At 61.1% G+C, this 14,737-nt stretch carries 12 protein-coding genes; 2 read left to right on the top strand and 10 right to left on the bottom strand.

Translation table 11 applies throughout. The features are described from left to right. Positions 1–155: 155 nt before the first annotated feature. The 7 genes from GJV78_RS08280 to queA all read right to left on the bottom strand — a co-directional run bounded on the left by GJV78_RS08280 (position 156) and on the right by queA (position 7,157). Positions 156–848, bottom strand: a complete 693-nt coding sequence (locus tag GJV78_RS08280) for a helix-turn-helix transcriptional regulator (RefSeq protein ID WP_155107875.1) — start codon at positions 846–848, stop codon at positions 156–158. 102 nt (positions 849–950) lie between these two features. Next, positions 951–1,316 carry a VOC family protein gene (locus GJV78_RS08275; protein WP_155107874.1) on the bottom strand — a complete coding sequence of 122 codons (366 nt, stop codon included), beginning with the start codon at positions 1,314–1,316 and terminating at the stop codon, positions 951–953. A gap of 281 nt (positions 1,317–1,597) precedes the next feature. Continuing rightward, positions 1,598–2,569: a protein translocase subunit SecF gene (gene secF / locus GJV78_RS08270; protein ID WP_167519450.1), complete on the bottom strand. Its 972-nt coding sequence runs from the start codon at positions 2,567–2,569 to the stop codon at positions 1,598–1,600. Between the two features lie 10 nt (positions 2,570–2,579). Further along, positions 2,580–4,427, bottom strand: a complete 1,848-nt coding sequence (gene secD, locus GJV78_RS08265; protein WP_167519449.1) for a protein translocase subunit SecD — start codon at positions 4,425–4,427, stop codon at positions 2,580–2,582. A gap of 26 nt (positions 4,428–4,453) precedes the next feature. Further along, positions 4,454–4,786, bottom strand: coding sequence for a preprotein translocase subunit YajC (gene yajC / locus GJV78_RS08260; RefSeq protein WP_155107872.1), 333 nt, complete (start codon positions 4,784–4,786; stop codon positions 4,454–4,456). A 22-nt stretch (positions 4,787–4,808) separates the two neighbouring features. Next, positions 4,809–5,936, bottom strand: coding sequence for a tRNA guanosine(34) transglycosylase Tgt (gene tgt / locus GJV78_RS08255; RefSeq protein ID WP_155107871.1), 1,128 nt, complete (start codon positions 5,934–5,936; stop codon positions 4,809–4,811). 132 nt (positions 5,937–6,068) lie between these two features. Then, complete coding sequence (queA, locus tag GJV78_RS08250; RefSeq protein ID WP_155107870.1) at positions 6,069–7,157, bottom strand: tRNA preQ1(34) S-adenosylmethionine ribosyltransferase-isomerase QueA; 1,089 nt, start codon at positions 7,155–7,157, stop codon at positions 6,069–6,071. A gap of 241 nt (positions 7,158–7,398) precedes the next feature. Between queA and acpH the strand changes: the two genes are divergently transcribed. Both acpH and GJV78_RS08240 read left to right on the top strand, forming a co-directional pair. Further along, positions 7,399–7,980 carry an ACP phosphodiesterase gene (gene acpH, locus GJV78_RS08245; protein ID WP_155107869.1) on the top strand — a complete coding sequence of 194 codons (582 nt, stop codon included), beginning with the start codon at positions 7,399–7,401 and terminating at the stop codon, positions 7,978–7,980. Positions 7,981–8,179: 199 nt separating this feature from the next. Then, positions 8,180–8,782 carry a peroxiredoxin gene (locus tag GJV78_RS08240; RefSeq protein WP_155107868.1) on the top strand — a complete coding sequence of 201 codons (603 nt, stop codon included), beginning with the start codon at positions 8,180–8,182 and terminating at the stop codon, positions 8,780–8,782. Between the two features lie 223 nt (positions 8,783–9,005). On the opposite strand, the gene GJV78_RS08235 is transcribed toward GJV78_RS08240, so the two are convergent. The 3 genes from GJV78_RS08235 to proY form a co-directional block, all read right to left on the bottom strand. Beyond that, positions 9,006–10,406, bottom strand: coding sequence for a DUF3999 domain-containing protein (locus GJV78_RS08235; RefSeq protein ID WP_155107867.1), 1,401 nt, complete (start codon positions 10,404–10,406; stop codon positions 9,006–9,008). Then, entirely contained in the window at positions 10,403–13,072 is a 2,670-nt protein-coding gene (locus GJV78_RS08230; protein WP_155107866.1) for a DUF2339 domain-containing protein, read from the bottom strand. Before GJV78_RS08230 ends, GJV78_RS08235 begins: the two co-directional genes overlap by 4 nt. A gap of 284 nt (positions 13,073–13,356) precedes the next feature. Next, the gene (gene proY / locus GJV78_RS08225; protein WP_155107865.1) at positions 13,357–14,721 is read right to left on the bottom strand and encodes a proline-specific permease ProY; all 1,365 of its coding nucleotides are present in this window, start codon (positions 14,719–14,721) and stop codon (positions 13,357–13,359) included. Positions 14,722–14,737: the final 16 nt, after the last annotated feature.

The following is a 14,737-nucleotide window of genomic DNA, read 5'->3' as shown; positions in this document are numbered from 1 at the left end:
ATTTATAAAAGGAGCTTCGCTTCCTGGGTTCCGGGATCTCCGCTGCTGGTTTCTTTTTCCTGGCAGTCTGAGCATGTTGGGAAACATCAGACCCGAAAGCTGGATCAGCTGATGGAACTCTTAAGTGACCAGCATTAGCCCGCGGGCTGGCTTTTTTACGGTTTCTGCTGGCCGCGCACCTTGCGCAGGAAGTCGCTGAGGGAACGATCCGCCCGCTCGCTGAACCGCCTGTCGAGGGGAGCGATTTGCAGGCAGCGATCGAGGCGAAAACAGCGGTAGTCGGCCCGCCGTTCGCACCAGGCCACCAGCATCCAGAATTCCCCCCAGAAGAACATGCCCAGCGGCTGAACGTCGCGCCAGGAGAGTTGTCCGGCCTCATCGCGATAGTGCAGCGCCAGCACCTGCTGCGCGGATACCGCGCGATGAATCACATCAAACGCATCGCGGGAATGGGGACGCTCGCCGAAATCCGGGGCAAAAATCCGGGTTTGCTCCGCTTTTCGTCGATGCTCAGGGGGCAGAATCGCCAGTACTTTCTCCTGCGCCGACTCCAGCTCCCGGGAGAGCGCCTCCCCGCCCCAGGTTTTCAGCAGGCGGATCGCCCCAATCAGCGCCTCAGACTCGCGGTGGGTGAGCATCAGCGGCGGCAGTTCAAAGCCCGCCATTAAGCGGTAGCCGCAGCCCGCCTCGCCCTCCACGGGAACGCCGGACAACGAAAGATCGCGAATATCACGATAGATGGTGCGCTCCGACACCGCCAGCCGCTCCGCCAGCTGCGCCGCCGTGGTCAGCCGCCTGCCGCGCAGGATCTGCACTATCTGAAATAAACGGTCTGCGCGGCGGGTCATCTGAGCGGTGTTCCTTCATCGTTCGTAAGCGGTGCCGGGGCCTGGGGAAAAGCGCGGCGTGCTACGCGATCATGGACTCGTATAGCCGCCGGTCAGCGTTTTCTACGCGGGTTGGTGCAAACCGATGCGGTTGCCTTCGCAGTCGGTAAACAGCGCGATGGTGCCAATATCATCGCCCAGCACCTGCGGCCCGAAGACGCACTCGCCCCCGGCCGCCGCCACCCGCTTCAGGGCGGCGGCGATATCGTCGGTATGCAGATAGATAATCACGCCCTGCGACGACGGGACAATGCCGTCAAACTTCGCCAGCGCCCCGCCGGGTGCCGGCTCCTCGTAGGGAAAAATCGCCAGGTCGGCGCACTCCATTTTTTCGCGACGCAGCGATACCTGAAAAACCGCCTCATAAAAGGTGATAGCACGTTCCATTTCCACTACGGGAATTTCAAACCAGTTAATAATGTTTTTCATATAACCTCCTGTCCGGGTAAAAACCTGGTCCACCAGCCGTCGCTGACGCAGCGATGACGCCGGCTCGCGACGCGCGGGCAACGGAATACTGTCCGTGTACGAAACGGCGGGCAAAATAATTCCGATGGGCCAGGCGCTAAGTTCAGGAGGACTATAAAACAGCACTCCTGACAGCATACTGTCAGGAGCGTTCAGGAAAAAGAAAAAATCCCGGCCACGGGGCCGGGATTGAGGAGCAGCGCTTTGTCGCAGGCCGCAGGCTGCGGCCCACGGAAGCAGGCTTACGGCAGAATGGTCGGCCGATCCGCCCCTTCCTTCTCGACCTTCTGCTGCAGCATGTGCTCACGCCTCATGCCCAGCTTCAGCGCCAGCGCCGACGCCACGTAGATAGACGACGCCGTACCAATAGAAACGCCGATCAGCATGGTCAGCGAGAAGCCTTCCAGCACCGGGCCGCCAAACAGGTACAGCATCAGGATGACCACCAGCGTCGTGCCGGAGGTGATCAGGGTACGATGCAGCGTCTGGGTGAGCGACACGTTAAAGATCTCGTAGGGCGTTCCGCGGCGAATCTTGCGGAAGTTTTCACGAATACGGTCAGAGACCACGATGCTGTCATTGAGCGAGTAGCCGATAACCGACATCAGCGAGGCGACGATCGTCAGGTCAATCTCAATATGGAACAGTGAGAGGATCCCTAAGGTAATCACCACGTCGTGCGCCAGAGCGATAACCACCCCGGCCGCCAGCCGCCATTCGAAGCGGAAGCCGACGTACACCAGGATGGAGATCAGCGCCACGATCAGCGCCATCGCGCCGGTCTGCGCCAGGTCGGCCCCCACGCTCGGCCCGACGAACTCAATGCGCTTCACGGCGGCGTTCTGGCTGGTGGCCTGGTTGATGACGCTCAGCACCTTGCTGCCCAGCACCTGCCCGCCGTTTTCCCCTTCGGTCGGCGGCATACGCACCATAATGTCGTGGCTGCTGCCAAAGTTCTGCAGCAGTGGCTCGGCGAAGCCTGCTTTTTCCAGCGCATCGCGCATCACGTCGATTTCCGCCGGTTTTTCCAGCGTGATTTCGATAACCGTACCGCCGGTAAAATCCAGCCCCCAGTTAAAGCCGCGTACGCCCATCACCACGATGGCCGCAATCAGCAGAAAGCCGGAGATGCCGAAAGCCCAGTAGTCCCAGCGCATAAAGTCATAAACTTTACGGCCGTGGTTCAATTGTTCAACAGTATATTCCTGTGCCACGTCGCACTCCTCAGATTGACAGCTTGTTGATGCGTTTGCCGCCATACAACAGGTTTACGATGGCACGTGTGCCGACGATTGCGGTAAACATCGAGGTCGCCACGCCGATACCGGTGGTGATCGCGAACCCTTTGATTGCCCCGGTGCCGACCGCGTAGAGAATGATGACCTTAATCAGGGTGGTAATGTTCGCATCAAAGATGGAACTGAACGCCCCCCGGTAACCCTCATCGATGGCCTGCTGAACGCTACGTCCGTTGCTCAACTCTTCTTTAATACGTTCGTTGATCAGCACGTTGGCGTCTACTGCAACCGCAAGGGTTAAGACGATCCCCGCAATCCCCGGCATACTCAGGGTTGCCCCCGGCAGCAGCGACATAATGCCAACAATCAGCACCAGGTTTGCGATCAGCGCGCTGGTGGCGATCAGGCCAAACTTCTTATAGAAGAAGATCATAAACAGGATCGACACCGCCAGGCCAGCCAGACAGGCTTCCAGGCCCTGCCTGATGTTCTGCATGCCGAGGGTCGGGCCGATGGTGCGTTCTTCAACGATCTGAATCGGCGCAATCAGCGCGCCCGCGCGCAGCAGCAGCGAAAGCTGGCGGGCCTCGCTCGGGTTGTTGATGCCGGTGATACGGAAGCTGTTGCCAAGGCGAGTCTGGATGGTGGCGATATTGATCACCTCCTCCTGCTTCACCAGCACCGCGCGACCGTTGGCGTCTTTTTTGCCGCTGTCTTTATACTCCACAAACAGGGTGGCCATCGGCTTCCTGATGTTGTCCCTGGTGAAGTCAGACATCACGTTGCCGCCCGCGCTGTCGAGGGAGATATTAACCTGCGGCTGGTTGTACTCGCTCATGCTGGAGGTGGAGTCGGTGATGTGATCGCCGGTCAGAATCACGCGCTTGTACAGCACTACCGGCGCGCCGTCACGGGTCTTCTTCACCTCGGAGTCGCCCGGCACCCGGCCGGCTGCGGCTGCGGAGGCGTCGACATTCGTGTTAACCAGGCGGAACTCCAGGGTCGCGGTAGCGCCCAGAATCTCTTTCGCCCGGGCGGTGTCCTGAATGCCTGGCAGCTCAACCACAATGCGGTCTGCCCCCTGACGCTGCACCACCGGCTCGGCGACGCCCAGCTGGTTAACGCGGTTGCGCAGAATGTTGATGTTCTGCTGGACGGCGTACTCGCGCGCTTCGCTCAGGCGCGCGTCGGACATCACCGCGCGCAGCTGGGTGCTGCCCTGGCTGGAGATCACCAGATCGGGATGGCGACGGCTCAGATAAGAGACCGCCTCGCTGCGCGCGTCAGCATCGCGGAAGGTGATGGACAGACCGTACTTGTCTTCTTTACGCACGGTCGTGTACGGAATGCGCTTTTCACGCAGATCGCTGCGCAGGCTGTCGATATTCTGTTCCTGCAGTTTACCCAGCGCGGTGTCCATATCGACTTCCATCAGGAAGTGAACCCCGCCGCGCAGGTCAAGACCGAGCTTCATCGGCTCAGCTTTAATGGCCGCTAGCCAGCGCGGAGTGGCCGGGGCCAGGTTCAGCGCCACGACGTACTTGTCGCCCAACAGCTCCAGTAGCGCTTCACGGGCGCGCAGTTGGGCGTCGGTGGAACCGAAGCGCGCAAGAATGGCACCCTCTTCCAGAGCCACAGACTTAGCGGTAATTTTTTCTTTTTGTAACGTATTCTGGACCTGGATCAGCGTTTGCTCACTGGCGGCGACGCCGCGCGCGCCAGTGATTTGAACGGCCGGATCCTCACCATACAGGTTGGGAAGCGCATACAGCAGACCGACGATAACCACGACGATCAGCATCACATACTTCCACAAAGGATAACGGTTTAACACGGCAGTCCCTTACGAAAGAGTTTCTGTTACAGCGCCTTCATGGTGCCTTTCGGCAGCACGGCAGCGACGAAATCACGTTTGATCACCACTTCAGTGGTGTCGTTCAACGCGATGGCGATGTAGCCGGTTTCCGCTACTTTGGTCACGCGCCCCACCAGGCCACCGTTAGTCAGCACCTCATCGCCCTTGGCGATGGAGCTCATCAGGTTTTTATGCTCTTTGGTGCGCTTCTGCTGCGGGCGCAGGATCATAAAGTAGAAGATCAGACCAAACACCACCAGCATCAGAATCAAAGACATCGGGCTGTTCTGCGCCGGTGCACCCGCTGCCGCTGCCGCATCAGAAATAAAAAAGCTCATTAAAATTCCCTCACTATGTAAATTAATCAACGTTCAAAGGTGGAACAGGACGACCCTGACGTTGGTAAAAATCGGCCACGAAGCTCTCTAATTTACCCTCTTCAATAGCCTTGCGTAAACCCGCCATCAGCCGCTGGTAGTAGCGAAGGTTATGAATGGTATTCAGCCGCGCGCCGAGGATTTCGTTGCATCGATCGAGATGATGCAGGTAAGCGCGCGAATAATGGCGACAGGTGTAACAATCACACCCGGCGTCGAGCGGGCCGGTGTCGCTTTTATACTTCGCATTGCGGATTTTCACCACGCCGTCGGTCACAAACAGGTGGCCATTACGGGCATTTCGCGTCGGCATAACGCAGTCAAACATATCGATTCCGCGCCGCACGCCTTCAACCAGATCTTCCGGCTTGCCGACGCCCATCAGGTAGCGCGGTTTATCCGCCGGGATCTGCGGGCAGACGTGCTCCAGAATCCGGTGCATCTCCTCTTTGGGTTCCCCCACCGCCAGGCCGCCGACAGCGTAGCCATCAAAGCCAATCTCTACCAGACCTTTAACGGATATATCGCGTAAATCTTCGTAAACGCTGCCCTGGATGATGCCAAAAAGCGCATTTTTATTGCCCAGCGCGTCAAAACGCTCGCGGCTGCGCTTCGCCCAGCGCAGGGACATCTCCATCGAGCGCTTCGCGTAGTCGCGATCCGCCGGATACGGCGTGCACTCGTCAAAAATCATCACAATATCGGAACCGAGATCGAACTGAATCTCCATCGACTTTTCCGGATCGAGGAAAATCGGATCGCCGTTAATCGGGTTACGGAAGTGCACGCCCGCTTCGGTGATCTTGCGGATATCGCCAAGGCTGAAGACCTGAAAACCGCCGGAGTCGGTGAGGATCGGCCCCTTCCACTGCATAAAGTCGTGCAGATCGCCGTGCAGCTTCATGATCTCCTGGCCCGGCCGCAGCCACAGGTGGAAGGTGTTGCCGAGGATAATCTGCGCGCCGGTGGCCGCAACCTCTTCCGGCGTCATGCCCTTAACGGTGCCGTAGGTGCCCACCGGCATAAAGGCCGGCGTCTCCACCACGCCGCGCTCAAACACCAGGCGACCGCGGCGGGCGCGTCCGTCGGTGGTATCCAGTTCAAATTTCATTTTTTCTCCACTACGTCGGAAAAACAGTCCAACGTTTAACTATTCGCCATGGCATCACGCCATCGCGTTAACTCACGCAAAGAGGACAACGGCGCGGCCGCCGGAACGCACGCGCAGTGCCCCAGCCCGGCGTTAACGGGCAGAGGTATAGCCAGCCTGGGGCCGCTCGAAAATCGCCTGCGGATTGTACGTGATAAACATGGCATCCCCGTAGCTAAAAAATCGATATTCCGCTTTTACCGCCTCACGATAGGCGTGCATGGTGTGTTTATAACCGGCAAATGCCGAAACCAGCATAATCAGCGTCGATTCCGGCAAATGGAAGTTGGTCACCAGTGCATCAATCACCTTGTACTGATAGCCAGGATAAATAAATATCTGCGTGTCGCCGAAGAATGGCTCAATGGGAGCCGCTTTAGCCGCTAACGCCGCGCTCTCCAGGGAGCGCACGGAGGTGGTGCCCACCGCGATAACCCGGTTGCCGCGCGCTTTGGTCGCCAGCACCGCATCCACCACCTGCCGGGGCACTTCCGCATACTCCGCGTGCATGGTGTGCTCTTCAATGCTCTCCACGCGCACCGGCTGGAAGGTGCCCGCCCCGACGTGCAGCGTCACGAACGCCATCTCCACCCCTTTCTCGCGCAGCGCGGCCAGCAGCGGCTCGTCGAAGTGCAGCCCGGCGGTGGGCGCGGCGACGGCCCCCGGCTTTTCGCTGTAGACCGTCTGATACAGCTCGCGGTCAGCCTCTTCGTCCGGCCGGTCGATGTAGGGAGGCAGCGGCATATGGCCGATGGCGTTCAGAATTTCCAGCACCGGGCGCGCGTCGTTAAATTCAACCTCAAACAGCGCGCCGTGGCGGGCGGTCATGGTAGCATTGATGCTTTCGTCATCGCCAAGCAGCAGCGCCGTGCCCGGCTTTGGCGCTTTAGAGGCGCGGATATGCGCCAGAACGCGCCGATCGTCGAGCATCCGCTCGACCAGCACCTCTATTTTGCCGCCGCTGGCCTTACGGCCGAACAGGCGCGCCGGGATCACCCGGGTATTATTGAACACCAGCAGATCGCCGGGGTTGAGTTTATCGAGCAGATCGGTAAACGTACCGTGCGTCAGCGCTCCGCTCGGGCCGTCCAGCGACAGCAAACGGCAGCTGCTGCGGTCGGGCATTGGATAGTGAGCAATCAGGGTTTCAGGTAGTTCAAAAGTGAAATCGGTAACGCGCATGACGCTGGCTCTGACTAAAATAGGAGGCGGGTAGTCTAGTGCCGGGGCGCGCTCCCTGCAACCTTTACCCCTCCCGGCGATTGCCATACGCTCTACGGCGCAGCAGGGCGGCATCAGGATAAATAACCTGAACGCAGCGCCCATCATCCGCGCGCTGTCAGGGCGACGGTCGCGGAAACAGCCGGAGTGAGACGAGTCGCGCATCAGCCAACAACGGGATCGCCTGAAGGATAACATCACTATGAATTTTCTGGCCCATCTGCACCTGGCCCATCTCGCCGACAGTTCGCTCTCCGGCAACCTGCTGGCCGACTTCGTGCGCGGCACCCCGGAGGCGCATTATCCCCCGGAGGTGGTGGCGGGCATCTTTATGCACCGCCGCATTGACGCGCTGACCGACAACCTGCCGGAGGTCCGCGAGGCCAGGGGATGGTTTCGCAGCGAAACCCGGCGCGTGGCCCCCATTACCCTGGATGTTATGTGGGATCACTTTCTGTCGCGCCACTGGGAAACCCTCTCCCCCGACTTCCCGCTGCGGGCGTTCACCGGCTATGCCCGTACCCAGGTCGCCGCGATCCTGCCCGATTCACCGCCGCGCTTTGTTAACCTTAACCGCTACCTGTGGTCGGAGAGATGGCTGGAGCGCTACCGCGAAATGGGCTTTATCCAGGAGGTACTGAGCGGCATGGCCAGCCGCCGCCCGCGCCTCGACGCCCTGCGCGACTCCTGGCATGACCTGGATCGCCATTACGATGCGCTGGAGGCGCGCTTCTGGCGTTTCTATCCGCACATGATGACCCAGGCGCGCCGGAAGGCGCTGTAGCCGCTTCCGGTTATCGGCCCGACGCACGGACAAAGATTGCGCTGGGTCACAAATCCTCTCTTCCGTGGCGAATCAAGTGCAAAACCAATAGGTAAAACCTGTCTTATTGATTGTCAGGGCCGCGTTGAGTTGCGAATATAGCCTCCCTATACTGGCCCGCGTTGCGTTCCAAAAACCCTTAACTTTGCAGGAGAATTATATGGTACTGGTTACTCGTCAGGCTCCGGACTTTACAGCCGCCGCGGTACTGGGCAGCGGTGAGATCGTTGAAAATTTCAACTTCAGGCAGCACACCAACGGTAAGACAACCGTTCTGTTCTTCTGGCCGATGGACTTCACCTTCGTTTGCCCCTCCGAGCTGATCGCCTTCGATAAGCGCTACGAAGAGTTTCAGAAGCGCGGCGTTGAGGTGGTTGGCGTCTCCTTTGACTCCGAGTTTGTTCACAACGCATGGCGTAACACCCCGGTCGACAAAGGCGGTATCGGCCCGGTGAAATACGCGATGGTTGCGGACGTGAAGCGTGAAATTCAGAAAGCCTGGGGCATCGAGCATCCGGAAGCGGGCGTTGCGCTGCGCGGCTCCTTCCTGATCGACGCCAACGGCATCGTGCGTCACCAGGTGGTTAACGACCTGCCGCTGGGACGTAATATCGACGAAATGCTGCGCATGGTTGACGCCCTGCAGTTCCACGAAGAGCACGGCGAAGTGTGCCCGGCCCAGTGGGAAAAAGGCAAAGAGGGGATGAACGCCTCTCCGGACGGCGTGGCGAAATACCTGACCGAAAACGTCTCCAGCCTGTAACCGGCTCCCCGTTGAGAAAAGGTCCGCCCCACGCGGTGCCGATGGGTTAAACATCGGCCGGGCGCGCCCTGGCCTACAACGCGAAAACGGCTTCCCTGACGGGAAGCCATTTTTTTATGTCGCGCCTCAGCGCCATCTACTTTGCGCAAGGTTTACGCCTCTCCGACGGCAAGCGTCTGCCAGAGCGGCGCGGAGGGCGGCGGCATACGCTGCCAGCGGGGGGCTATTCGCCGCCGCCCTGCCGGTTGACATCCTGCCATAGCCGGTACGCCATGCCGGCCAGCAGCAGCACGCCAAAGACCAATACCGCCCAGACGAGCTGCGTTTTCCACCGGCTCCGCTGCTCGGCCGCGGAGGTGGCGCTCAGGCGCGCCTCACCGCCCAGCGCCACCGGCTCCGTTACCAGGGCCAGAGAGAGGGCGTCAACGTCTACCGTGTTACGCAGCGCCGGCGGGATCAGCATATCCAGGCTGACGCTGGCGGCTCCGGCCGCGCCGTTGCCCCAGGTCACGAGATAAGGCCCTTTTCCCTGAGCATTAAAAATCAGCTGATAGCCGTCGCGCTCGCCGCTGACGGTGGGCAGCTGCTCGGGTAGCCGGGCGCTAACCGTCGTCATGCGGATGGCCTCAACGCGCTCGCCGGAGAGCGAAATCGCCGGTGAATACTGGCTCTGCAGATTGTAGAGCATAGTGCGGGCCAGCGGACGCCACGGCCCCTTTTCTTCGCCGCGCCACTCAAGCTCGACGGGCAGTACGCCCTCGCCGGGCAGCGTGATGTTCAGAGCGGTGAGCGGCTGCGGCCGCGGCCAGCGCCAGATCGCCTCCCCCGGTGATACCCGCTGGCCTTCCGCCACCATGGGCACCGGGCGCGTTAGCGAAGGCTCCCGTTGGGGAATTCCGCTGACGCCCTTCAGGGACAGCGGTGGACTTTGCGAATCCAGAATCAGCAGCAGCCAGCGCACGCCGTCGTCGGAGAGAGAGACGTTATCAACGCCAAGGGTGTCCATTTTCAGCCGTTCACCGCCGTGGGTCAGCGACATCAGCGGGGTATTGCGCTCAAGCAGAGTCCAGTGTTTAAGATTGCGGCTGAGATAGAGCGAAGCCTTTCCCTGCCAGTTTTCCGTTGGCGTCTCCCACTCCAGCCGCAGCTGAGAGAGCCGCGGCGTTTTAGTGACCCCCTTCGGCAGCGTCAGCAGATAGCTCTGGCCAACGGCCTGTGCGTTTTCACTCTCAAAATGGATCTCAGTGCCGTTCGGCCCACGCAGCAGGAGCGTGGCGCGGTCGCCGCTTTTTTCCGACGGCCGAAGCGCGGGGGAGGCCTCAAACGGGAAAAAACTGAGCGACACGCTCCGGGAATCGGCGGCCTGCTCCTGCTGCTTTTGCAGGGTGAAAGGCACCGTCTCCCCCTCCCGGTTAAACACCCGGACGTCCCGCAGATCCGCGTGGGCGGTCTGGAGATAGACCTCCGGCGGCAGCGGCAGGCGATACCACCGGGCGTCCCCGTAGGTTTTTAGTACGCGCCCATACCCATAGTCCTGCGGCGTTTCCACTGGCGCATCGTCGCCGTACGCCATCCCGACCGCGCCGAGAAGCAGGCTGCACACTACCGCGTTAATCCATTTCATTTTTTATCTCCTTCTTTTGGCGGTAACGGGGAAAAGTAGCCGACGATCAGCACCAGCATCGCCACGCCAATAAAAGCCACCGCGCGCGCCAGCCCGCCGCCGCCGGCGATATCCACCAGCATCAGCTTAGCAACAACCACGCCTAAAAGCGCCGCGCCGTACAGCCATATTCGTCGGGAGCCGCGCCGCGTCGCGAACAGCATCATCACCAGCGCGCTCAGGGTCCAGAACAGGGCGAAACTGGTCTGAACCAGCCGCGAATGCCACAGCCCCTGGCTGCTCCAGACGATCCCGCCGTACCACGCCAGGGCGCGCAGCAGCATACCGTTCAACCACCCGTAGCCGAAGGCCATCAGGGCGACGAGGGGCCAGGGGCGAACAGTCGACAGCGGCACCGGGAAATAGCGTCGCGAGAGGCGATAGATTATCGTCAGCCCCAGCAGCGCAAAGGCGGCCCCCTCCTCCAGCGGGTTTATCAGCGGCAGATAACGCTGTCCGAAAACCACGCCATCCTGCAGGTTCGCCAGCGCCAGCAGGCAGACCAGAACGGCGGCCAGCGGCAGCATCGCCTGACAGGCGTACAGCGCGGGCCAGACCCGGAACGGCCAGCAGCGACGGCGGACGGCCAGCGCCACCAGCGAGATCGACAATCCGCCGGCCGCCATCGCCAGCCCGTAGCCCCAGGCCGCCATCCCCCACGGCAGATCCCGGATAAACCAGTAAAGCTCCACCATCAGCGCCAGCTGAACCATCCAGAACAGCGACAGGTGCAACAGCCGGGAGATCCGCGGCGGCTGCGCCTCTGCGTCGCGGTAAAGCAGCGCCACCGCCGTGGGCAGGGCAAGACACCACGCCAGATTCGGCCAGTCCGCCAGCAGGCTCTGCTGCTGTGCCAGCTGGACGAGCAGCATCAGCAGCATCCCGGGCCACAGCAGCCAGCGGCACGCTTCCAGCTCGCGCCACCCCAGCCGCTGGCCCGCAAAACGCCAGCCCCATACCGAGGCCGAAAGCAGCGCCAGTACCCCGAAGCTGACCCGATCCGGCGTCAGCGCCAGCTGCGAGGCCCCGACGAGCGCCGTCAGCCAGAAGAGGATGCCTCCCGCCAGCAGCCCGCGGCTGCCCTGCAGATTCAGCCCGCGCCACAGCCAAGCCGCCGCCAGCCAGCAGAGACTCAGCACCGCGAAGATAACCAGCAGGGAGAGCGGCGTCACGCCGTCAGCCAGCGACCACAGCGCGCTGCCGAAGCCCAGCAGCAGCAGCCCGGTGCCGCTGCTGCTCATCCCCCGCTGCCGCTGCCGCACCCCCAGCCAGAGAATACCCAACCCCTCCAGCGCCCACGCCATCGCGGTCCAGCGGGCCGAAAGCGCCAGCGGAATGGCGAGGGTGGCGAACGCGCCGCCGGGCGCCAGCGCCGCCAGGGTCAGCGGCCTGCTCAGCGTCAGGCGACGGCGAAGCAGCAGCCACGCCAGCGCCAGGTAGACGCCGCCGTAGCCCAGCGCGCTGAGCGCCGGGCCATACGCCATGTGTCGGGTGATGCCGTACTGCATACCAAACCCTATCAGCGGCGGCGCAAACAGCAGCACCCCGTCGATAATATGCTTCCCTCGCTCCTGGGCCCGCAGCGACAGCGCCACGCTCAGGACGCCAAAGAGGAGGATATTGGCAACAATAAACAGCTGGCAGCTCAGATAGAATTCGGGACGATAGCCGTTCAGCCCCCAAAGGCTACCAACGCCGAAGGTAAAGAACAGGCCCAGCAGGTTAAGCTCGCGCCAGTGCTGCCGGGCGCTAATGGCGAGGATGCCCGCCGACAGCAATAGATAGAAGGAAAACAGCCCGACGTGGCTGCCGCCGCCGGTGGAGAGCAGCAGCGGTGCCAGATAGCCCCCCAGGCTGGCCAGCATCGCCAGGCTAAGCGATCGCTGTAAAATCGCCAGCCCGACGCTGGCCGCGCAAATCAGCGCCAGCAGGGCGAACGCCAGCGTTACCGGCAGCATCTGCCACAGACGAAAGGCACCGAACACCGTCAGATAGAGCACCCCCGACGCGCCACCCTGCAGAATTAACGCATACACCGGCTGCCTGCGCCGCAGCCGCCAGCCGACCGCCAGCAGGGCGATAGCGAACAGCGCGGCGGCAACAAGGCGCAGCTCAAGCGGAAACAGCGAATATTCGACCGTGTAGCGCAGCAGAAAAGAGAGACCGAGAAACAGCAGCAGGATGCCAAGCTTGGCCAGCGGATTCCCCTGCATACACCAGCGCAGCAGGGAGGCGATCGCCCCGTCGAAGGCGGAAGGTTGCGCAGCGGCGGCAGGTTTGATCTCCCGGGGGCGGGATGCGGCGGGAGCGGCATCGTGCTTCTGGCCCCAGGGGTTGACCGGCGGCTCCGACGTCCGTTCAGGTTCAGGCTCCGGCGCAGCGGTCTGTGTCGGTACAGTGACCGTCTCCGGTACAGCAGCCTGCTCCGGTACAGCGGTCCGTTCCGCGAGCGCTGCCGCCGGGGTGAGGGCCTGAACACGCTGCTCCAGGGTCTCTACGCGGCGATGCAGCAAGGCGATCTCTTTATACGCCGTCTTACTACGGTTGTAGGCCGCGATGGCAATAACCGGCACCACCACCAGAATAAAGAATAAAAGAACGCAGCCAAGGAATAAAAGACCGTCCATGTACTCACCCTCACCGTCCGTTGAAGGGCACAGATTGACACAAACCATGGCATTAACGCTATCCCCGTTGAATTAATTTTCGCCAAAAGCGTAACGTTAAACGGGATGCCCAAAGGGCGCTGGCGGGGAAACAGAGGGGCATCGCAGGCGGAGAAAACGCGCGGTCCGTTCGCTTTCCGCCATCAGAACCGCGCAGGGAAGAACACTGCACAACAAGAGCGCGCCGGAAAGCGCATCGTCCGGCGCGGCCAGGGGCACTCACCCCAGGCCGTCCGGCAATAGAGTTAGCCAGGCTGGCGATTGTGGCTGCGCTTGAACAGCCAGCCCACCAGCAGCAGCACAATCCACGCGCAGCCCACGTAGAGGGAAATCCGCGTCTCCGGATGGTAGCCGATAAGGCCGATAATAAAGACGAGGAAGATCAGCCCCGCCACCGTGGTCGCGACGCCGCCCGGCACCTTAAACTTCAGCGCCCTGACCTCTTCCGGCGGCAGGCGACGGCGGAAGGCAATCTGCGACATCAGGATCATGATCCACACCCACACCGTGGCGAAGGTGGCCAACGACGCAATCACCAGAAATACGTTTTCCGGCATGATGTAGTTAAGGAACACCGCCAGCAGCAGCGCAATGGTCATCACCATCACCGTCACCCACGGGATGCCGCGGCGGGAGGTTTTGGCGAACATCTTCGGCGCGCTGCCCTGTTCAGCCATACCGTGCAGCATACGGCCTACGCCAAAGACGTCGGAGTTAATGGCCGACAGAGAGGCGGTCAGTACCACGAAATTGAGAATGCTGGCGGCAAACGTAATGCCCAGATGCTGGAAGGTGAGCACAAACGGGCTGCCGTTAGTCCCCACCTGATTCCACGGATAGATGGACATGATCACAAACAGCGTCCCGACATAAAACACCAGAATACGCATCGGCACAGAGTTGATGGCGCGCGGAATAGATTTCTGCGGATCTTTCGCCTCACCGGCGGTAATACCGATAATTTCAATTCCGCCATAGGCGAACATCACCATCTGCAGGGACATCACCATCCCCAGCCAGCCGTTGCTGAAGAAGCCGCCGTTGCTCCACAGGTTGTGGATGCCGGTGGGCTGTCCGCCGTTGCCGATCCCCCAGATAATGATGCCGAAGCCGGCGACAATCATGACGATAATGGTGGCAACCTTAAAGAACGAGAACCAGAACTCCAGCTCGCCGAACACCTTCACGCTCATCAGGTTAATGGCGCAGATGAGCAGCACCACGCTAAGCACCCAGATCCAGTGCGGCACCGTGGGGAACCAGACGCCCATATAGATGCCGAAGGCGGTGACGTCCGCGATAGCGACTATCAGGATCTCGAAACAGTAGGTCCAGCCGGTGATATAGCCCGCGAGCGGGCCAAGGTTCTCCTGCGCATAGCGGGAAAACGAGCTGGCGGCGGGATTGTGCACGGACATCTCGCCCAGCGCGCGCATAATAATGTAGGCCGCCACCCCGCCGATAATATAGGCCAGCAGCACGCTGGGGCCGGCCATTTTGATGGCGTCCGCCGATCCGTAAAACAGACCCGTACCGATTGCGGAGCCGAGCGCCATAAAGCGAATATGCCGGGTGCTTAGCCCGCGCTTTAGCTTGTTATTACTTTCCATCAATTCCTGACCCATC

This window comes from Intestinirhabdus alba (assembly GCF_009711095.1).
Classification (GTDB): Bacteria; Pseudomonadota; Gammaproteobacteria; order Enterobacterales; family Enterobacteriaceae; genus Intestinirhabdus; species Intestinirhabdus alba.
Note: the sequence above shows the minus strand (reverse complement) of the source record. Positions and strands in the feature narration are given on the sequence as shown.

What these genes read in the sequence shown, in the direction of transcription:
- tgt (WP_155107871.1), bottom strand. Translation starts at nt 5,936, where the DNA reads ATGAAATTTGAACTGGATACCACCGACGGACGCGCCCGCCGCGGTCGC.
- GJV78_RS08235 (WP_155107867.1), bottom strand. Translation starts at nt 10,406, where the DNA reads ATGAAATGGATTAACGCGGTAGTGTGCAGCCTGCTTCTCGGCGCGGTC.
- proY (WP_155107865.1), bottom strand. Translation starts at nt 14,721, where the DNA reads ATGGAAAGTAATAACAAGCTAAAGCGCGGGCTAAGCACCCGGCATATT.
- queA (WP_155107870.1), bottom strand. Translation starts at nt 7,157, where the DNA reads ATGCGCGTTACCGATTTCACTTTTGAACTACCTGAAACCCTGATTGCT.
- yajC (WP_155107872.1), bottom strand. Translation starts at nt 4,786, where the DNA reads ATGAGCTTTTTTATTTCTGATGCGGCAGCGGCAGCGGGTGCACCGGCG.
- GJV78_RS08240 (WP_155107868.1), top strand. Translation starts at nt 8,180, where the DNA reads ATGGTACTGGTTACTCGTCAGGCTCCGGACTTTACAGCCGCCGCGGTA.
- acpH (WP_155107869.1), top strand. Translation starts at nt 7,399, where the DNA reads ATGAATTTTCTGGCCCATCTGCACCTGGCCCATCTCGCCGACAGTTCG.
- GJV78_RS08230 (WP_155107866.1), bottom strand. Translation starts at nt 13,072, where the DNA reads ATGGACGGTCTTTTATTCCTTGGCTGCGTTCTTTTATTCTTTATTCTG.
- GJV78_RS08280 (WP_155107875.1), bottom strand. Translation starts at nt 848, where the DNA reads ATGACCCGCCGCGCAGACCGTTTATTTCAGATAGTGCAGATCCTGCGC.
- GJV78_RS08275 (WP_155107874.1), bottom strand. Translation starts at nt 1,316, where the DNA reads ATGAAAAACATTATTAACTGGTTTGAAATTCCCGTAGTGGAAATGGAA.